This window comes from Enterobacter cloacae complex sp. IR5412, assembly GCF_049237385.1.
Classification (GTDB): domain Bacteria; phylum Pseudomonadota; class Gammaproteobacteria; order Enterobacterales; family Enterobacteriaceae; genus Enterobacter; species Enterobacter intestinihominis.
Window position 1 is genome coordinate 46,729 of the sequence record NZ_JBMKHQ010000014.1, and the last position, 19,686, is coordinate 66,414.

A 19,686-nucleotide genomic window follows, 5' to 3' on the forward strand; every position below is an offset into this window, starting at 1 on the left:
CTTAACAGACTGGATTAACGCTTCAGCGCATCGCTCAGTTCTTCACGCATGTTTGCCAGCATGGCTTTAACAACGCGCGGGTTACCTGCCACGATGTTGCCGGTAGACATATAGTTATGGCCGCCGGTGAAGTCACAAACAATCGCGCCAGCTTCACGTGCGATCAGCTCGCCCGCCGCGAAGTCCCACGGCTTCAGTGACAGCTCAAAGTAACCGTCAACGCGGCCGGTCGCCACGTAGGCCAGATCCAGTGCAGCAGAGCCGGTGCGACGGAAGTCCGCGCATTCGGTGAACAGTTTGCCGAGGATATTCATATAAGTGGTTGCGTGCTGCTTCGCCTTGAACGGGAAGCCGGTCGCCAGAATCGTGCCGTCCAGATCGCGTGCATTGCTGCAGCGCAGACGGTAGCCGTTCAGCTGCGCGCCCTGACCGCGGGTCGCGGTGAACAGTTCGTTACGCATTGGATCGTAAACAACGGCGACTTCAGTACGGCCTTTGATGCGTACTGCGATAGACACAGAGAAGTGTGGCAGGCGCTTAACGAAGTTGGTGGTGCCATCCAGTGGATCGATAACCCATTGAACATCCTGATCGGTACCTTCATGTTCACCGCTTTCTTCGGTGATGATGGTGTGCTGCGGGTAAGATTTGCGGATCGTTTCGATAATAATCGCTTCGGCGGCTTTATCGACGTTAGTCACGAAATCATTGCTGCCTTTCTGGCTGGTTTCTACGGAGTCTGGGGTTTCGTAGTGTTTGGCAATTACATTACCCGCCTTGCGCGCTGCGCGCACGGCGATGGTCAGCATCGGATGCATCGGTCTCTCTCACTGGATGTTAAAGAACAGGAAAATCGGCGCAGAGTATAGCAGCGGGATCGGATTATGTCTCTCGTTTATGATAATATGCCCGAATATTCTTCAGACACTGAATCCAGACATCTAAAAATTATGCTGCAAAACATTCGAATCGTGCTGGTCGAAACATCGCACACCGGCAACATGGGCTCTGTGGCCCGCGCTATGAAAACTATGGGCTTAACGAACCTGTGGCTGGTTAATCCGCTGGTGAAACCAGACTCTCAGGCTATTGCGCTGGCGGCCGGCGCCAGCGACGTGATCGGGAATGCACAGATTGTGGACACCCTGGACGAAGCCCTGGCCGGTTGCAGTCTGGTGGTGGGGACCAGCGCGCGCTCCCGTACGCTGCCCTGGCCGATGCTGGACCCGCGCGAATGCGGCCTGAAAAGTATCTCAGAAGCGGAACAGGCGCCGGTTGCGCTGGTGTTTGGTCGTGAACGCGTTGGCCTGACCAACGAGGAACTACAGAAGTGTCACTACCACGTGGCGATTGCCGCAAACCCGGAATACAGCTCGCTGAACCTGGCGATGGCGGTGCAGGTGATTGCCTACGAAGTGCGCATGGCATGGCTGGCGACGCAGGAAAAACCGGTCGAACCTAAAGAAGAGACGGCCTACCCGCTGGTGGACGATCTGGAGCGCTTCTACGGCCACCTGGAGCAGACGCTGCTCTCTACCGGCTTTATCCGTGAAGGCCATCCAGGGCAGGTGATGAACAAGCTGCGCCGTATGTTCACCCGCGCGCGTCCGGAAAGCCAGGAGCTGAACATCCTGCGCGGGATCCTGGCGTCGATTGAGCAGAAGAATAAAGAGTAGTGCCGTGTGTTTTCTCCCTCTCCCTGTGGGAGAGGGCCGGGGTGAGGGCATCAGTCCGCACCTTTGTTATGAAGGCACAGAAGGTTAAATACCTGACTAAAACAGTCAAGTAAATAGTTGACCAATTTAGTCAGGAATGTCAGACTTGGCCCTGCTATGCAATACCCCCATTTTACAATAAAAAACCCCGGGCAGGGGCGAGTTTGAGGTTAAGTAAGACATGAGACTGACATCTAAAGGGCGTTATGCCGTGACCGCGATGCTGGACGTTGCGCTCAACTCCGAAGCGGGCCCGGTTCCGTTGGCTGATATTTCTGAACGACAGGGGATCTCCCTCTCTTATCTGGAACAGCTGTTCTCCAGACTGCGTAAAAATGGACTGGTGTCCAGCGTTCGTGGCCCGGGCGGCGGTTATCTGCTGGGTAAAGACGCGGGCAGTATTGCGGTTGGCGAAGTGATTAGCGCAGTTGACGAATCCGTTGATGCGACCCGTTGCCAGGGCAAAGGCGGCTGCCAGGGCGGCGATAAATGCCTTACCCACGCGCTGTGGCGCGATCTGAGCGACCGTCTGACCGGCTTCCTGAATAACATCACCCTGGGTGAGCTGGTTAATAACCAGGAAGTTCTGGATGTTTCTGGTCGTCAGCACAGTCAGGATTCACAACGCAGCACCCGCACGCAGGACGCCATCGACGTTAAACTGCGCGCGTAATTAAAAAGATAAGTATTCAGAATCAGGCCGGGGTGGTCACACCCCGCGTACTCGGTCGTACATCCAGCCGGTTGCCTGATTCCTTGCATTGAAGCGATGTACGGAGTTTATAGAGCAATGAAATTACCGATTTATCTCGACTACTCCGCAACCACGCCGGTGGACCCGCGTGTTGCCGAGAAAATGATGCAGTGTCTGACCCTGGACGGAAACTTTGGTAACCCAGCTTCCCGTTCACACCGTTTTGGCTGGCATGCTGAAGAGGCGGTTGATATCGCCCGTAATCAGATTGCTGACCTGGTCGGTGCCGACCCGCGTGAAATTGTTTTCACCTCCGGTGCGACCGAATCCGACAACCTGGCGATCAAAGGTGCAGCCAACTTTTATCAGAAAAAAGGCAAGCACATCATCACCAGCAAAACCGAACACAAAGCCGTGCTGGACACCTGCCGTCAGCTGGAGCGTGAAGGGTTCGAAGTGACTTACCTGGCGCCGCAGAGCAACGGGATCATCGACCTGAAAGAGCTCGAAGCGGCGATGCGTGATGACACCATTCTGGTTTCCATCATGCACGTTAACAACGAAATCGGTGTTGTGCAGGACATCGCCACCATCGGCGAAATGTGCCGTGCGCGCGGCATCATCTACCACGTGGATGCGACCCAGAGCGTGGGCAAACTGCCTATCGACCTGAGCCAGCTGAAAGTGGACCTGATGTCCTTCTCCGGTCACAAAATCTATGGCCCGAAAGGCATCGGCGCGCTGTACGTTCGTCGTAAGCCACGTATCCGCATCGAAGCACAGATGCACGGCGGCGGTCACGAGCGCGGCATGCGTTCCGGTACTTTGCCTGTTCACCAGATAGTGGGCATGGGCGAAGCGTATCGCATCGCGAAAGAAGAGATGGAAAGCGAGATGGCACGCCTGCGTACGCTGCGTAACCGTCTTTGGGACGGCGTGAAGGATATGGAAGAAGTCTATCTGAACGGCGATCTCGAGCAGGGCGCGCCGAACATCCTCAACGTCAGCTTCAACTATGTTGAAGGCGAGTCGCTGATCATGGCGCTGAAAGACCTGGCCGTTTCTTCCGGTTCTGCCTGTACGTCTGCAAGCCTGGAGCCATCCTACGTGCTGCGTGCGCTGGGCATGACTGACGAGCTGGCGCACAGCTCTATCCGTTTCTCTTTAGGTCGTTTCACTACCGAAGAAGAGATTGACTACACCATCAAACTGGTTCGTAACTCCATCGGCCGTCTGCGCGACCTTTCTCCACTGTGGGAAATGTTCAAGCAGGGCGTGGATCTGAACAGCATTGAATGGTCACATCACTAATCGGTACATAAGGAGAATTCAATCATGGCATACAGCGAAAAAGTTATCGATCATTACGAGAACCCGCGCAACGTTGGCTCTTTTGACAACAGCGACGAATCTGTCGGTAGCGGTATGGTTGGCGCGCCAGCGTGTGGCGACGTGATGAAGTTGCAGATTAAAGTCAACAATGAAGGTATCATTGAAGACGCGCGCTTCAAGACCTACGGCTGCGGTTCTGCTATCGCCTCCAGCTCCCTGGTCACCGAGTGGGTGAAGGGCAAGTCTCTGGACGAAGCACAGGCAATCAAAAACACGGACATTGCTGAAGAACTCGAACTGCCGCCGGTGAAAATTCACTGTTCAATTCTGGCAGAAGACGCGATCAAAGCCGCCATTGCGGATTACAAAAGCAAACGTGAAGCAAAATAATTGAGGTTTGAGTATGTCGATTACCCTTAGCGACAGCGCTGCCGCGCGAGTAAGCTCTTTTCTGGCGAACCGTGGTAAAGGCTTTGGCCTGCGACTGGGCGTACGTACCTCCGGCTGTTCTGGTATGGCTTACGTACTGGAGTTTGTTGACGAACCGGCGTCTGATGACACCGTGTTTGAAGACAAGGGCGTGAAGGTGGTGGTCGATGGCAAAAGCCTGCAATTTCTCAACGGCACTCAGCTGGACTTTGTAAAAGAAGGCCTGAACGAAGGGTTCAAATTTACGAACCCGAACGTTAAAGACGAGTGTGGTTGCGGCGAAAGCTTCCACGTTTAACCGCGTTCCGCTGTTATACCGATTAATTCGTGTTGCAGAAAGGCGGCAAGCGAGTGAATCCCCGGGAGCTTACTTAAGTAAGTGACTGGGGTGAACGAGCGCAGACAACGCATCTGCAGCGCGAAGTAAGAAGGTATAACCCCACCGTGGCTTTGCTGCGCGTGGGGTTTGTTCTAACAGGCTACCCCTGAGATTGTTATGGATTACTTCACTCTCTTCGGACTACCAGCTCAATACCCGATTGATCTCCAGGCGCTGACGATCCGTTTTCAGGATCTCCAGCGTCAGTACCATCCGGATAAATTCGCCAGCGGGACGCAGGCAGAGCAGCTGGCTGCGGTATCACACTCCGCAACCATCAACCAGGCCTGGCAAACGCTGCGTCATCCGCTGGCGCGTGCAGAATATCTGCTCTCGCTCCACGGTTTTGATCTGGCGAGCGAACAGCATACCGTGCGCGACACCGCGTTTCTGATGGAGCAGCTGGAGCTTCGCGAAGAGCTGGATGAAATTGAACAGGCTAAAGACGAAGCGCGTCTGGAACGTTTTCTCCAGCGCGTAAAGGGCATGTTCGATACCCGCCATCAGCAGATGGTTGAGCAACTGAACAACGAGACCTGGGATGTGGCGGCAGACACTGTGCGCAAACTCCGTTTTCTCGATAAACTGCGAAGCAGTGCTGAACAACTCGAAGAAAAGCTGCTCGATTTTTAATTTCGGAAGCAATTATGGCCTTATTACAAATTAGTGAGCCAGGCTTAAGCGCCGCACCGCACCAGCGTCGTCTGGCGGTCGGTATTGACCTGGGCACCACCAATTCTCTCGTGGCGACCGTGCGTAGCGGCCAGGCGGAAACGCTGGCTGACGAGCAGGGCCGCCATCTGCTGCCTTCCGTGGTCCACTACCAGCAGCAGGGTCACGCTGTCGGCTTTGATGCCCGCGCCAATGCCGCGCGCGATCCGGCTAACACCATCAGCTCGGTTAAGCGCATGATGGGCCGCTCGCTGGCGGATATCCAGACCCGTTATCCGCATCTGCCGTACCAGTTACAGGCCAGCGAAAACGGCCTGCCGATGATTGCGACATCTGCCGGTCTGCTGAACCCGATTCGTGTTTCCGCTGACATCCTCAAAGCGCTGGCGGCGCGCGCGACGGCGACGCTCGGTGGCGATCTGGACGGCGTGGTAATCACCGTTCCGGCCTACTTCGACGATGCACAACGTCAGGGCACCAAAGACGCCGCGCGTCTGGCGGGCCTGCACGTGCTGCGTCTGCTGAACGAACCGACAGCGGCAGCCATTGCCTACGGCCTCGATTCCGGTCAGGAAGGGGTGATTGCGGTTTACGATCTCGGCGGCGGGACGTTTGATATCTCTATCCTGCGCTTAAGCCGCGGTGTGTTCGAAGTGCTGGCCACCGGCGGGGATTCCGCGCTCGGCGGCGATGACTTCGACCATCTGCTGGCGGACTACATCCGCGAGCAGGCGGGCATCAGCGATCGCAGCGATGCGCGCGTCCAGCGTGAACTGCTGGATGCGGCCATCGACGCCAAAATCGCCCTGAGCGATGCGCAGTCCGTCAGCGTGAACGTCGCAGGCTGGCAGGGTGAGATCACCCGCGACCAGTTCAGCGAACTGATTGCGCCTCTGGTTAAGCGTACCCTGCTGGCCTGCCGTCGCGCATTGAAAGATGCGGGCGTTGACGCTAACGAGGTGCTGGAAGTGGTCATGGTTGGCGGCTCAACCCGCGTGCCGCTGGTACGTGAGCGCGTAGGGGAATTCTTTGGCCGCACGCCGCTGACCTCTATCGACCCGGACAAAGTGGTTGCCGTGGGTGCCGCTATCCAGGCCGATATCCTGGTCGGCAACAAGCCGGACAGCGAAATGCTGCTGCTGGACGTCATCCCGCTGTCTCTGGGTTTAGAAACCATGGGCGGCCTGGTGGAGAAAGTCATTCCGCGTAACACCACCATTCCGGTGGCGCGCGCGCAGGAGTTTACGACCTTCAAAGACGGCCAGACCGCGATGTCCATCCACGTGATGCAGGGCGAGCGCGAGCTGGTGCAGGACTGCCGCTCTCTGGCGCGCTTTGCGCTGCGAGGAATTCCGGCGCTGCCGGCGGGCGGGGCGCATATTCGCGTCACCTTCCAGGTAGATGCGGACGGTCTGCTGAGCGTGACGGCGATGGAAAAATCCACCGGCGTGGAATCGTCTATCCAGGTGAAGCCGTCCTACGGCCTGACTGATGGCGAAATCGCCTCCATGATTCAGGACTCAATGAGCTACGCCGAGCAGGATGTGAAGGCGCGTATGCTGGCGGAACAAAAAGTGGAAGCCGCACGCGTGCTGGAGAGCCTGAACGGCGCGCTTGCTGCCGATGCCGCGCTGTTAAGCGCCGCTGAGCGCCAGGTGATTGACGAGGCTGCTGCGCGCTTAAGCGCCGTGGCCGAAGGCAATGACGCTGACGCAATAGAAGAAGCCATTAAAAACGTTGATAAACAAACCCAGGACTTCGCTGCTCGCCGCATGGACAAATCTGTCCGCGTCGCGCTGAAAGGCCAGTCCGTGGACGAGGTTTAATATGCCAAAGATTGTTATTTTGCCTCATGCGGACCTCTGTCCGGATGGCGCTGTTCTGGAAGCGAAGACCGGTGAAACCATTCTCGATGTAGCCCTGCGTGCAGGTATCGAAGTGGAACACGCCTGTGAAAAATCCTGTGCCTGCACCACCTGCCACTGCATCGTGCGTGAAGGTTTTGATTCTCTCGCCGAGAGCACCGAAGACGAAGACGACATGCTGGACAAAGCATGGGGTCTGGAGCCAGACAGCCGCTTAAGCTGCCAGGCCGCGGTGACCGATGAAGATCTGGTCGTGGAATTCCCACGCTACACCATCAACCACGCACGCGAGCATTAATATGGGACTGAAGTGGACAGACAGCCGTGAAATCGGCGAAGCGCTCTACGACGCGAACCCGGATCTCGATCCGAAGACCGTACGATTCACCGACATGCATCAGTGGATCTGCGATTTAGAGGATTTTGACGACGATCCAAACGCATCCAATGAAAAAATTCTGGAGGCGATTCTGTTAGTCTGGTTAGATGAAGCAGAGTAAATCACTTAACGGGCTGCCTTCAGGCGGCCCGTTTGCTAATAAGGACAAATAAAATGACCGAAGCGATGAAGATTACGCTCTCCACGCAGCCAGCCGACGCACGCTGGGGCGAGAAAGCCACCTGGAGCATCAATAACGACGGTATTACCCTGCACCTGACGGGTAACGATGATTTGGGCCTGATCCAGCGCGCCGCGCGTAAAATTGACGGCCTGGGCATTAAGCATGTCACTCTGGCTGGCGAAGGCTGGGACACAGACCGCAGCTGGGCTTTCTGGGCGGGTTACAAAGGCCCGAAAGGCACCCGTAAAATTGAGTGGGCGAACCTCGATGAAGCCGGTCAGAAAGAGCTGGAAAGCCGCCTGAAAATTATCGACTGGGTGCGCGACACCATCAACGCCCCGGCGGAAGAGTTGGGGCCTGAGCAGCTGGCGCAGCGCGCGGTTGACCTGCTGTGCGGCGTGGCGGACGACAAGATGTCCTACCGCATCACCAAAGGTGAAGACCTGCGCGAACAAAATTACATGGGTATCCACACCGTGGGTCGTGGCTCCGAGCGTCCTCCGGTCCTGCTGGCGCTGGATTACAACCCAACCGGCGATAAAGAAGCGCCGGTCTTTGCCTGTCTGGTCGGGAAAGGTATCACCTTCGATACCGGCGGTTACAGCCTGAAGCAGAGCGCGTTCATGGATTCCATGAAGTCCGACATGGGCGGCGCGGCGACCATTACCGGCGCGCTGGCGTTCGCCATCACCCGTGGTCTGAACAAGCGCGTGAAGCTCTACCTGTGCTGCGCGGATAACATGGTGAGTGGCAACGCCTTCAAGCTGGGCGACATCATTCGCTACCGCAACGGTAAAAATGTTGAGGTGATGAACACCGATGCCGAAGGCCGTCTGGTGCTGGCCGATGGCCTGATCGACGCCTCTGCGCAGAAGCCGGAGCTGATTATCGACATGGCGACCCTGACCGGCGCGGCGAAAACTGCCCTTGGCAACGATTACCATGCGCTGTTCAGCTTCGACGACAAGCTGGCCGCTCGCCTGCTGGCCAGCGCGGCGGCGGAAAACGAGCCGTTCTGGCGTCTGCCGCTGGCCGAGTTCCACCGCAGCCAGCTGCCGTCTAACTTCGCCGAGCTGAACAACACCGCGAGCGCGGCGTACCCGGCGGGAGCCAGCACAGCAGCAGGCTTCCTGTCTCACTTCGTTGAGAACTACCATGAAGGCTGGTTGCACATTGACTGCTCCGCTACCTACCGTAAAGCGGCGGTTGAGCAGTGGTCCGCAGGCGCAACCGGTCTGGGTGTGCGTACCGTGGCGAACCTGCTGACGGCTGAGTGATCTTTTTTGCCGGGTGGCGCTACGCTTACCCGGCCTACAAAATCCGTAGGCCCGTGCAAGCGTAGCGCCGCCGGGCAATTGTGAAGTAGCCAAACTATGTCAGAAACCAAAAACGAATTAGAAACCCTGCTGGAGCAGGCGGCGACCGAGCCCGCCCACCGTCCGGCCTTTTTCCGCACGCTGCTGGAATCCACCGTCTGGGTGCCGGGCACCGCCGCGGAAGGGGAGCAGGTTGTCGAAGACAGCGCCCTGGATCTGCTGCACTGGGAGAAAGACGACGGCACGTCGGTGATCCCGTTCTTTACCTCGCTCGAGGCTTTGCAGGAAGCGGTAGAAGACGAACAGGCGTTCGTGGTGATGCCGGTGCGCACGCTGTTCGAAATGACCCTGGGGCAGACGCTGTTCCTCAACGCCAAACTGCCGACCGGGAAAGAGTTCACTCCGCGTGAAATCAGCCATCTGATTGGTGACGAGGGCAACCCGCTCAGCACCCAGGAGGTGCTGGAAGGGGGCGAAACGCTGCTACTGTCTGAAGTGGCCGAGCCGCCCGCGCAGATGATTGACTCCCTGACCACGCTGTTTAAAACCATCAAGCCGGTAAAACGCGCGTTCCTCTGCTCCATCAAAGAGAGCGCTGACGAAAAGCCTGTTCTGCTGATAGGGATCGAGGCCGACGGCGATGTTGAGGAGATCATCCAGGCGGCGGGAAGCGTAGCGACCGACACGCTCCCGGGCGATGAGCCGATTGATATCTGTCAGGTGAAGAAAGGTGAGCAGGGCATCAGCCACTTTATTACCGAGCACATCACCCCGTTCTACGAGCGTCGCTGGGGCGGCTTCCTGCGCGATCTCAAGACCAACCGCATTATCTGATTACGGCGGGGTGACCTTCACCCCGTTGCTTCCAGCAACAGTAAATCCATCAGCAGCACCAGATTCGACTCAAACGACGTCACCCCTGCGGCTTCGGCGGCGAAATGTACCGCTTCGTCATAGAGGGCAAAATGCACGTCGGCCATACCTGCCAGCGTATTGGCCGACGCGCGGGTAAACGCGACGATCGTCATGCCGACGTTTTTGGCGATCCGCGCTTTATCCAGCACCTGCTCCGTTTCGCCGCTGCGCGAAACGGCAATAAATACCTGATAGCGTGCGGCGTTGCTGAGAAAAATATTCCGGCTGTCCCCCGGTCCGGAGATGAACGCGGTTTTTCCCAGCACCTGCAACTTCTTGGTCAGGTACTCGGCAAAAAGATATGAAAACCCGGCGCCGTAGAGAAAGAAGCTCTCTTTCTGGCGCAGCAGGCTGGCAAACTGCTGGCGTTTGTCCTGGGTAACCCACTGGAAGGTCTGCTGATAGTTGGCAATAAACCGGGCAAAAAGCGCGGGCATTTCTGCATGTTGCGCAGACTGTACGGTGATCCGCGGCGTGTCAGAAAGCAACTGCTTGCAGTGCCAGATAAACTCGCTAAAGCCGCTGAAGCCCAGCTTCTGGCACAGCCGCATAATCGTCGCGGTGGAGACAAATGTCGCCAGCGCCAGCTCGCGCACCGTGATATTGCCCACCAGCAGCGGATGCTCAGTGAGGTGGGCGAGGACGCGATACTCCGCGCGGGTCAGTGACGACCCGCGTGTTAACAGCGTTGCCAGGCGGTTATCCATTATTTCGCCGGTTCTACCGGCAGATCGTCCCGTGCACCCCATTCACTCCAGGCGCCGTCATACAGCATCACGTCATTTGCGCCAAGGGTTGCCAGCGCCAGGATCACCACGCAGGCCGTCACGCCGGAGCCGCAGCTGGCAATAACCGGACGATGCAAATCCACGCCCTGACGTTCAAAAATGGCACGCAATTCATCGGTGGTTTTCAGCTCGCCTTCAAACACCAGATCGCCCCACGGCACGTTCAGCGCCCCCGGGATATGTCCTCGTTTCAGTCCCGGACGCGGCTCATCCGCTTCAGCGTTGAAGCGTGGAGCGGGACGCGCATCGACGATTTGGGCCGTGTTTTCGTGGCTCACCACCAGAACGTCGGTCAGGCGCTTGACCACGTGTGCGTCAAACGTGGCATCAAATTCCCCTTCCGGCAGCGTCACGTCGCCCTGCTGAAGCGGCAGCTCGTCGCGCTTCCAGCCCGCAAGCCCACCCGCCAGAATCGACACTTTTTCCACGCCGAAGTTTTTCAGCATCCACCACGCCCGCGGGGCGGAGAAGAGGTTACCCTCATCGTAAACAACGAGGTGTTTGTCTTTGCTGATGCCGAGCTCGCGCATCGCCACGGAAAACGCTTCCGGACGAGGCAGCATGTGCGGCAGGGGAGAGGTGTGATCGGAGAGGGCTTCGATATCGAAAAAAACCGCGCCAGGCAGGTGCCCTGCGCGATATTCAGCGGGAACGTCACGATGCTCCTGGCCCGGAGGGGCCATGCGCGCGTCGATAATCTGAACTTCCGGGTCGTCGCCGTGCTCAATCAGCCAGTCGGCGGCGACAAAATATGAGGTGGACATGGTTGCCTCCATTCTTTTCCGTAAAAAAGGATTGTCGGTGTTTTTTCTGACACCGACAAGTTAACCACGTTCAACTCGCGAGCAAGCCCCTATTTTTTCACCACTTCACCGTCCTGCCATGCCTTTTGCAGCGCAGGCCAGTAGTCGCGGTTGGCTTCGATCATCTCATCCAGAATCGCTTTCGCGTGCTCCATGGTCGGCACGGTGCGGTTCAGAGTAAACGCCTGCAACGCTTTCTCATAGCTGCCTTCGATGGTTGCCTCCACCAGCAGCTGTTCAGAGGCCAACTGCTGCTGTAAAAGCGTCTGGTGGAACAGCGGCACCCGACCCACGCGGACGGGCTCTGGTCCTTCGGAGGTAATATAGGCAGGTACTTCCACCACCGCATCGTACGGCAGATTGGTAATCGCCCCGCGGTTTTCCACCATCACCAGATGACGTTGGCGCAGGTTGAATGCCAGCGAGCAGGCGACATCGACGATAAATTCGCCGTGAACACCTACGTGGAAGGCGTCCGGTAAGATCCCGCTGCGCTGGTACTCTTCGGCGGCGGCAAACAGCTTTTTCTCACGTCCGTTCATCACTTCGTTGGCACGGGTATAGTCCGGGTTCTGATGCTCCACAATCTGGTTCGGCATCAGGTAGTACTGTAGATACGGGTTCGGCAGGTACTCCGGGAAGTTATCCATAATCGGCTTGATGTTGCGCCAGGTTTTCACCCATGACGGATCCGAGTGCTGCGGGTCGGTTTTGGCCGCGTCTTCCGTCAGCAGGCCAAACTTCGCGATATGTTTACGCAGCTCCGGCAGCTTGTCCTCGCCGTCCACCAGCACGCGGGTAAACCAGCCGAAGTGGTTGAGGCCAAAATAGTCCACCTCCAGTTTATGACGGTCCACGCCCAGAATGGCGCCCATATTGCGCATCGCGGCGACAGGCATATCGCAGATGTTCAGCACGCGTGCGTTGGGGCGCAGGCGACGCACGCCCTCAGCGACGATCGCCGCCGGGTTGGAGTAGTTCACGATCCACGCTTTCTCGTGCGCGTAGCGTTCCACCCGATCGATCAGCTCTACCATCGGCAGGATCGTACGCAGGCCATATGCCAGCCCGCCGGGTCCGCAGGTTTCCTGGCCGACCACTCCGTGGCGCAGCGGAATTTTTTCATCCTGCTCGCGCATTTTGTACTGTCCGACGCGCATCTGAGCAAAAACAAAATGCGCGCCGCTGAAGGCCACCTCCGGATCGCTGGTGACCGTGAATTTGATGCTCTGGCTGTGGTCGCGAATGACCTTTTCCACCACGGGCGCAATGGTGTTCTGGCGCGCCTCGTCGATGTCATACAGGCGAATCTCTGCCAGGGGGAAATCGTGCAGGCGTACCATCAGGCTTTTCACTATACCTGGCGTGTAGGTGCTGCCGCCGCCGGCAATCGACAGAATGAATGGGGGTGTTAACATCTTTAGCTCCTTTCAGAGAAACGTCTCAACGGCTTCTCGCATTTTTTTGACATGCAGCCCGTAGACCACCTGAACGTTGTTACCTTGTTTGATAATCCCTTTCGCGCCGGTCGCTTTCAGGCGCGGTTCGTCGATGATGGCGACGTCCTTCACCGTGACGCGTAAGCGGGTGTAGCAGTTATCAACCACCTGAATGTTTTCCCGACCGCCCAGACCGACGACGATCGATTCCCCCAGCCCGTCGTTATTTCCCTTCGCCTGGTATTCCTGTTTGCTGTAGAGGCGCGTCTCCCGATCGTCATCTTCACGACCGGGCGTTTTCATGTTTAAACGCAGGATCAGGAAGCGGAACACCACGAAATAAAGGGCGAACATGATCAGCCCGACCACGATGTACATGGGCCAGTTGGACTTTTCCGTGCCGAGCGGCAGGTTGTAGAGGATAAAATCGATAATTCCGTTGGCGCCGATGGCGTGAACGCCAAACAGGGTGAACAGCATCATGCCAATGCCGGTCAGCACCGCATGCACCACGAACAACAGCGGGGCGACAAACAGGAAAGAGAACTCGATCGGCTCGGTTACGCCGACCAGCAGCGAGGTCAGCGCCGCCGGGATCAGAATGGCTTTCGCAATCGCTTTACGCTCTGGCTTCGCGGTCATGTACATTGCCAGCGCGGCGGCGGGAAGGCCGAACATCTTGCTGATGCCGCGAGCATCCCACACCACGGTGCTGCTGAGCTGCTTCACGTCCGGGCAGGCCATCTCGGCGAAGTAGATATTGCGCGCGCCCTGGTAAGCCGTACCGCACACCTCCTGCGTACCGCCCAGTTCGGTATACAGGAACGGCGTATAGACCAGATGATGCAGGCCCGTCGGCACCAGAATGCGTTCAAGGAAACCGTAGATCGCCACCCCAAACGGACCGGACCCTTTGATCGCCAGCGCCAGGGCGCTTATTCCATGCTGTGCGTACGGCCAGAGTTCGCTCATGACCACGCCGAGCAGCATAGAGACTGGCAACATCACAATCGCGACAAAGCAGTGGCCGGAGTATATCGCCATCGCGCCGTTAAACTGGACACCGGAATATTTGTTGTACAGATAACCGGAGAGCGCCCCGGTCAGGATCCCGGCGAAAACGCCCATCTCCAGCACCTGGACGCCCAGTACCATGCTTTGTCCGGCGGCTTTCATCTGCTCTGCAGGGGCCAGTTCTCCCTGAAGCTGTAACGTCACGTTCATGGCATTGATAAATACGATAAAAGTCACCAGCCCAATCAGCGCCGCGTAGCCTTTGTCTCGGGTTGCCAGGCCAATGGGGATCCCGACGGCAAACACCAGCGCCAGGTTGACCAGCACCGACACGGCAGATTTGGCGATCAGCTGGCCGACACTCTGGATCAGCGGATGGCCGAGAAACGGCAGGTACTCGGCCAGATTGCCGTTACCCAGCACATTCCCAAAGGCGATAAACAGACCGACGATAGGTAAGATAAGTACAGGTCCGTAAAGTGATTTTCCGAAATTTTGTAGGGCGTTCACGGCTCGTTGCATGGCTTTCTCTCTTATTGAACCGCGCACTCGGGGTGCGTCATGGTCATAAAACTAGCAGGCATGATGCGAGCTTATCCAGCTATCTTATTGTTTTAAAAACAAATGACGCGAAAGGTAACATGTTACGTTACGCTGTGTGATCGCGGTTCCACCCTCGCATGCGAGTACGATGCCATTCTGCGAGGCGCTTTCCAGATTATAAAATTGGACTTTTTGTATTAACGAAACTTGCGGATAATACTTATCCGGACGACGACCAACAGGCCCCTCAGGCCAGGGACATAGGATGAAACCGTTTCGCTTAGCTGCGATCTCTCTCGCGCTGCTCACCACCTTTACGCTTGCCGGCTGTGATAACAGCGATGACAAACCTCAGGCCGCTGCCCCCGCAGCGTCTACCACATCAGAACAGAAAACCCCGGCAAAACCGGATCCTGAAAAGCTGGCTAAGCTGGCCGCGCAGAGTCAGGGTAAGGCGTTGACGCTGCTGGATGCCTCTGAAGTGCAACTCGACGGTGCTGCGACACTGGTTCTGACCTTCTCTGTACCGCTGGATCCCAGCCAGGATTTTGCGAAAACGGTGCATGTGGTGGATAAAAAAAGTGGCAAAGTGGACGGCGCCTGGGAACTGGCCCCCAATCTGAAAGAGCTGCGCCTGCGCCATCTGGAGCCGAATCGTAATCTGGTCGTCACCGTCGAGCGTAATTTGCTGGCGCTGAACAAAGCGACATTCGGCATTGACTATGAAAAAGCGATCACCACCCGGGATGTTGAACCGACGGTCGGATTCGCCAGCCGCGGATCGCTGCTGCCGGGTAAAGTGGTGGAAGGGTTGCCGGTGATGGCGCTCAACGTCAACAATGTGGACGTGAACTTCTACCGCGTTAAGCCGGAGTCGCTGGCCTCGTTTGTCAGCCAGTGGGAGTACCGTAACTCGCTGACCAACTGGGAATCTGACAACCTGCTGAAGATGGCGGAACTGGTCTACACCGGCCGTTTCGACCTCAACCCGGCGCGCAACACGCGTGAAAAACTGCTCCTGCCGCTCAAAGATATTAAGCCGCTCCAGCAGTCTGGCGTCTATATCGCCGTGATGAATCAGGCTGGTCACTATAACTACAGTAACGCCGCGACGCTCTTTACCTTAACTGATATTGGGCTGTCCGCTCACCGTTATCATAACCGCCTGGACATCTTCACCCAGAGTCTTGAAAACGGTGCGGCGCAGTCAGGTGTGGCCATTACCCTTCTGAACGATAAAGGGCAGACCCTGGCCGAGGCGAACAGCGACGCCGATGGTCATGCGAAACTGGAAACCGATAAAGAAGCCGCGCTGATCCTGGCCAGTAAAGATGGCCAGACCACGCTTCTCGACCTCAAACTTCCGGCGCTGGATCTGGCGGAGTTTGATATCACCGGTAACCCGGGTTACAGCAAACAATTCTTTATGTTTGGCCCGCGCGATCTCTATCGTCCGGGTGAAACGGTGATCCTGAACGGCCTGCTTCGCGACAGCGATGGCAAACCGCTTCCCGATCAGCCGGTAAAACTTGACGTGCTGCGCCCGGACGGACAGGTGGCGCGTACGGTCGTTGTGCAACCTGAGAACGGCCTTTATCGCTTCAACTATCCGCTCGATAGCGGCGCCCAGACCGGCATGTGGCATATTCGCGCGAATACGGGCGATAACCAGCAGCGCATGTGGGATTTCCACGTCGAAGATTTTATGCCTGAGCGTATGGCGCTGAATCTGACCGGGCAAAAAACGCCGGTTTCCCCGCAGGATAATGTCGACTTTAACGTTGTGGGCTATTACCTGTATGGCGCGCCGGCTAACGGTAATTCTCTGCAAGGCCAGCTTTTCCTGCGTCCGCTACGTGACGCGGTGCCTGCACTGCCTGGCTTCCAGTTCGGTGATATTGCCGAGGAGAACCTGAGCCGCAGCCTGGATGAAGTGCAGCTTACGCTGGACGAACAGGGGCGCGGACAGGTTACCACCGAAAGCCAGTGGAAAGAGGTGCACTCGCCGCTGCAACTGATTTTGCAAGCCAGCCTGCTGGAATCAGGCGGGCGTCCGGTAACGCGACGCGCCGAGCAGGCTATCTGGCCTGCGGCTGAACTTCCGGGGATCCGCCCACAGTTCGCCAGCAAGGCCGTGTACGACTACCGCACCGATACCACCGTCAACCAGCCGATTGTCGACGAGAACGGCAACGCCAGCTTTGACATCGTCTATGCCGATGCCAGCGGGGCGAAAAAAGCGGTATCTGGTCTGCAGGTGCGTCTGGTCCGTGAGCGTCGCGACTACTTCTGGAACTGGTCCGAGAGCGAGGGCTGGCAGTCTCAGTTTGATCAAAAAGATCTGGTTGAGGGCGAGCAGGAACTTAACCTCAAGGCCGATGAAACCGGTAAAGTCACCTTCCCGGTGGAGTGGGGCTCATACCGTCTGGAAGTGAAAGCCCCTGATAGCATGGTCAGCAGCGTGCGCTTCTGGGCGGGGTACAGCTGGCAGGATAACAGCGATGGCACGGGTGCTGCACGCCCGGATCGTGTGACGCTGAAACTGGACAAGCCATCCTATCAGCCAGGCGATACCATCAACCTGCATATTGCAGCGCCGGCCGCAGGCAAGGGCTATGCAATGATCGAATCCAGCGAAGGGCCACTGTGGTGGAAAGAGATCGACGTACCGGTTAACGGTCTGGATCTCGCCATTCCGGTGGATAAGGCCTGGAAACGTCACGATCTCTACCTCAGCACGCTGGTGGTTCGTCCTGGCGATAAATCTAAATCCGCCACGCCAAAACGCGCGGTTGGTCTGCTGCATCTGCCAATGGGGGACGAAAATCGTCGCCTGAGCATCGCACTTGATAACCCACAAAAAATGCGTCCGAACCAGACGCTTTCTGTGAAAGTGAAAGCCAGCGTAAAAGAGGGGGCTGTGCCACAGAAGGTGAACGTGCTGGTCTCGGCTGTTGATAGCGGCGTGCTGAACATTACCGACTACGTCACGCCGGATCCGTGGGAAGCTTTCTTCGGTCAGAAGCGCTATGGCGCGGACATCTATGATGTTTACGGCCAGGTGATTGAAGGTCAGGGACGTCTTGCCGCACTGCGCTTTGGCGGAGACGGCGATGAACTGAAACGCGGCGGTAAGCCATCGGTGAACCATGTCACCATTATTGCTCAGCAGGCGCAGCCGGTTACGCTTGATGCCAACGGTGAAGGCACCATCACGCTGCCGATCGGTGATTTCAACGGCGAACTGCGCCTGATGGCGCAGGCCTGGACGGAAGACGATTTCGGCAGCAGCGAAAGCAAAATCATTGTGGCGGCTCCGATTATCACCGAGCTTAACACGCCGCGATTCCTCGCAAGTGGCGATACCTCTCGCCTGACGCTGGACCTGACCAACCTTACTGACCAGTCGCAAACGCTGAACATTGCGTTAACCGCAACCGGTAAGGTGTCGCTCGAAGGTGCTCAGCCAGAGCCGGTTAAGCTGCCGCCTGGCGCTCGTAGCACTCTGTTTATTCCGGTGCGCGCGCTGGAAGGCTATGGCGATGGTGAAGTAACTGCTCAGGTGACGGGGCTTCAGCTCCCTGGTGAGACGTTTGCGCCGCAGCAGAAGAGCTGGAAAATTGGTGTACGCCCCGCATTCCCGGCGCAAACGGTGAATACGGGCACGATGCTGAACCCTGGCGAATCCTGGAGCGCGCCAGCACAGCATATCGACGGTTTCTCGCCTGCCACGCTACAGGGACAGCTGTTGCTCAGCGGTAAACCACCTTTGAACCTGGCGCGCTACATTCGTGAACTTCAGGCCTATCCATACGGATGTCTTGAGCAGACCACCAGCGGCCTGTTCCCGTCCCTCTACACCAACGCGGCACAGCTTACGGCGTTGGGCATTAAAGGCGACACCGACGATAAACGCCGTGCGGCCATTGATATCGGCATCTCCCGTCTGCTGCAAATGCAGCGTGACGATGGCGGTTTTGCCTTGTGGGATAAAAACGGCCCGGAAGAGTACTGGCTGACCGCCTATGTTACGGACTTCCTGGTGCGGGCAGGGGAGCAGGGTTACAGCGTGCCTGCCGAGGCGGTGAATAACGCCAACAGCCGACTGCTGCGCTATTTACAGGATCCGGGGATGATGTCCATCCGCTACAGCGACGACACCCAGGCCAGCAAATTTGCTGTCCAGGCGTATGCTTCGCTGGTGCTGGCTCGTCAGCAAAAAGCGCCGCTCGGTGCACTGCGTGAAATCTGGGAGCGTCACGCTCAGGCCGCTTCCGGGCTTCCGTTGATGCAGCTGGGCATGGCACTCAAACTGATGGGGGATACACCGCGCAGCCAGCAGGCGCTGGATCTGGCTCTCAAAACACCCCGTAACGACAGCCGAAACTGGATGGCGGATTACGGCAGCCAGCTGCGTGATAATGCCCTGATGCTCTCCCTGCTGGAAGAGTACAAGCTGCTGCCGGATGCGCAAAACAGGCTGTTGAACGCGTTATCTGAAGACGCGTTCAGCCAGCGCTGGCTGTCAACCCAGGAGAGCAATGCGCTGTTCCTGGCTGGACGTTCACTGCAAACCTTGTCAGGCGCGTGGCAGGCAACGACCACCCTCTCTGAACAGACCCAGAGCAGTGATAAAGCGCAGGTAGAAAACCTGAACGGCGACCAGCCTGGTGCCTTGCAGGTGACGAATACCGGCACGACGCCGCTGTGGGTACGACTGGACACTACTGGCTATCCGGAGTATGCGCCCCAGCCATCTTCTCACGTCTTGCAGATTGAACGTCATATCCTGTCGACAGACGGCAGCAGCAAGTCGCTCTCTTCACTTAAGAGCGGTGAGCTGGTTCTGGTGTGGCTGGAAGTGAAGGCAAGCCAGAACGTACCGGATGCGCTGGTGGTGGATCTGCTCCCGGCAGGTCTGGAGCTGGAAAACCAGAATCTGGCGAGCAGCAGCGCCAGCTTGCAGGACAGCGGCAGTGAAGTGCAAAACCTGCTGAATCAGATGCAACAGTCTGATATTCAGCACATGGAATTCCGCGACGATCGCTTTGTGGCCGCCGTGCCGGTCAATGAAGGTCAGCCGGTCACGCTGGTTTACCTGGCCCGTGCCGTTACGCCTGGAACCTATCAGGTGCCTGTTCCGATGGTCGAGTCCATGTACGTTCCGCAGTGGCGAGCAACGGGGTCGGCCAGTGGTCCGCTGATCGTTGTTCCGTAAG

The 19,686-nt window shown here is 57.4% G+C and carries 17 protein-coding genes; 12 read left to right on the plus strand and 5 right to left on the minus strand.

Going from position 1 to position 19,686, the window contains the following annotated elements; all coding sequences use genetic code 11:
* Nucleotides 1–14 precede the first annotated feature (14 nt).
* Complete coding sequence (gene suhB / locus ACOTX2_RS20205) at nucleotides 15–818, minus strand: inositol-1-monophosphatase (RefSeq protein ID WP_022649020.1); 804 nt, start codon at nucleotides 816–818, stop codon at nucleotides 15–17.
* A 132-nt stretch (nucleotides 819–950) separates the two neighbouring features.
* On the opposite strand from suhB, the gene trmJ reads away from it, so the two are divergent.
* The 11 genes from trmJ to sseB all read left to right on the plus strand — a co-directional run bounded on the left by trmJ (nucleotide 951) and on the right by sseB (nucleotide 9,799).
* Nucleotides 951–1,676: a tRNA (cytosine(32)/uridine(32)-2'-O)-methyltransferase TrmJ gene (gene trmJ, locus ACOTX2_RS20210; RefSeq protein WP_015572157.1), complete on the plus strand. Its 726-nt coding sequence runs from the start codon at nucleotides 951–953 to the stop codon at nucleotides 1,674–1,676.
* Nucleotides 1,677–1,896: 220 nt separating this feature from the next.
* On the plus strand, nucleotides 1,897–2,388 hold the full coding sequence (gene iscR, locus ACOTX2_RS20215; protein WP_003860665.1) for a Fe-S cluster assembly transcriptional regulator IscR: 492 nt from the start codon (nucleotides 1,897–1,899) through the stop codon (nucleotides 2,386–2,388).
* Nucleotides 2,389–2,505: 117 nt separating this feature from the next.
* Nucleotides 2,506–3,720 (plus strand): cysteine desulfurase, encoded by a 1,215-nt coding sequence (iscS, locus tag ACOTX2_RS20220; RefSeq protein ID WP_006176692.1) that lies wholly within the window; start codon nucleotides 2,506–2,508, stop codon nucleotides 3,718–3,720.
* A 24-nt stretch (nucleotides 3,721–3,744) separates the two neighbouring features.
* A complete protein-coding gene (gene iscU, locus ACOTX2_RS20225; protein WP_003860661.1) occupies nucleotides 3,745–4,131 on the plus strand; it encodes a Fe-S cluster assembly scaffold IscU in 387 nt (128 codons plus the stop codon).
* A gap of 13 nt (nucleotides 4,132–4,144) precedes the next feature.
* Nucleotides 4,145–4,468 (plus strand): iron-sulfur cluster assembly protein IscA, encoded by a 324-nt coding sequence (iscA, locus tag ACOTX2_RS20230; protein WP_003860659.1) that lies wholly within the window; start codon nucleotides 4,145–4,147, stop codon nucleotides 4,466–4,468.
* A gap of 198 nt (nucleotides 4,469–4,666) precedes the next feature.
* Nucleotides 4,667–5,182: a co-chaperone HscB gene (hscB, locus tag ACOTX2_RS20235; RefSeq protein ID WP_022649017.1), complete on the plus strand. Its 516-nt coding sequence runs from the start codon at nucleotides 4,667–4,669 to the stop codon at nucleotides 5,180–5,182.
* Nucleotides 5,183–5,196: 14 nt separating this feature from the next.
* Nucleotides 5,197–7,047: a Fe-S protein assembly chaperone HscA gene (gene hscA / locus ACOTX2_RS20240; protein ID WP_063148284.1), complete on the plus strand. Its 1,851-nt coding sequence runs from the start codon at nucleotides 5,197–5,199 to the stop codon at nucleotides 7,045–7,047.
* Between the two features lies 1 nt (nucleotide 7,048).
* Nucleotides 7,049–7,384, plus strand: a complete 336-nt coding sequence (gene fdx / locus ACOTX2_RS20245; RefSeq protein ID WP_003860652.1) for an ISC system 2Fe-2S type ferredoxin — start codon at nucleotides 7,049–7,051, stop codon at nucleotides 7,382–7,384.
* Between the two features lies 1 nt (nucleotide 7,385).
* Nucleotides 7,386–7,586: a Fe-S cluster assembly protein IscX gene (gene iscX, locus ACOTX2_RS20250; RefSeq protein ID WP_003860650.1), complete on the plus strand. Its 201-nt coding sequence runs from the start codon at nucleotides 7,386–7,388 to the stop codon at nucleotides 7,584–7,586.
* Nucleotides 7,587–7,639: 53 nt separating this feature from the next.
* Nucleotides 7,640–8,926 carry an aminopeptidase PepB gene (pepB, locus tag ACOTX2_RS20255; RefSeq protein WP_022649015.1) on the plus strand — a complete coding sequence of 429 codons (1,287 nt, stop codon included), beginning with the start codon at nucleotides 7,640–7,642 and terminating at the stop codon, nucleotides 8,924–8,926.
* 96 nt (nucleotides 8,927–9,022) lie between these two features.
* Nucleotides 9,023–9,799, plus strand: a complete 777-nt coding sequence (gene sseB / locus ACOTX2_RS20260; protein ID WP_063148285.1) for an enhanced serine sensitivity protein SseB — start codon at nucleotides 9,023–9,025, stop codon at nucleotides 9,797–9,799.
* Between the two features lie 17 nt (nucleotides 9,800–9,816).
* Here sseB and ACOTX2_RS20265 read toward each other — a convergent pair whose 3' ends face one another.
* The 4 genes from ACOTX2_RS20265 to ACOTX2_RS20280 form a co-directional block, all read right to left on the minus strand.
* Nucleotides 9,817–10,587, minus strand: a complete 771-nt coding sequence (locus ACOTX2_RS20265) for a MurR/RpiR family transcriptional regulator (RefSeq protein WP_023300717.1) — start codon at nucleotides 10,585–10,587, stop codon at nucleotides 9,817–9,819.
* Entirely contained in the window at nucleotides 10,587–11,432 is an 846-nt protein-coding gene (gene sseA / locus ACOTX2_RS20270; protein WP_063148286.1) for a 3-mercaptopyruvate sulfurtransferase, read from the minus strand. The genes ACOTX2_RS20265 and sseA overlap by 1 nt, the downstream gene beginning before the upstream one ends.
* An 89-nt stretch (nucleotides 11,433–11,521) precedes the next feature.
* Nucleotides 11,522–12,889, minus strand: a complete 1,368-nt coding sequence (locus ACOTX2_RS20275) for a 6-phospho-alpha-glucosidase (protein WP_063148287.1) — start codon at nucleotides 12,887–12,889, stop codon at nucleotides 11,522–11,524.
* Nucleotides 12,890–12,901: 12 nt separating this feature from the next.
* Entirely contained in the window at nucleotides 12,902–14,446 is a 1,545-nt protein-coding gene (locus ACOTX2_RS20280) for a PTS transporter subunit EIIC (protein WP_048966859.1), read from the minus strand.
* Nucleotides 14,447–14,732: 286 nt separating this feature from the next.
* On the opposite strand from ACOTX2_RS20280, the gene ACOTX2_RS20285 reads away from it, so the two are divergent.
* Nucleotides 14,733–19,685, plus strand: a complete 4,953-nt coding sequence (locus ACOTX2_RS20285; RefSeq protein WP_063148288.1) for an alpha-2-macroglobulin family protein — start codon at nucleotides 14,733–14,735, stop codon at nucleotides 19,683–19,685.
* The last annotated feature ends 1 nt before the right edge of the window (nucleotide 19,686 follow it).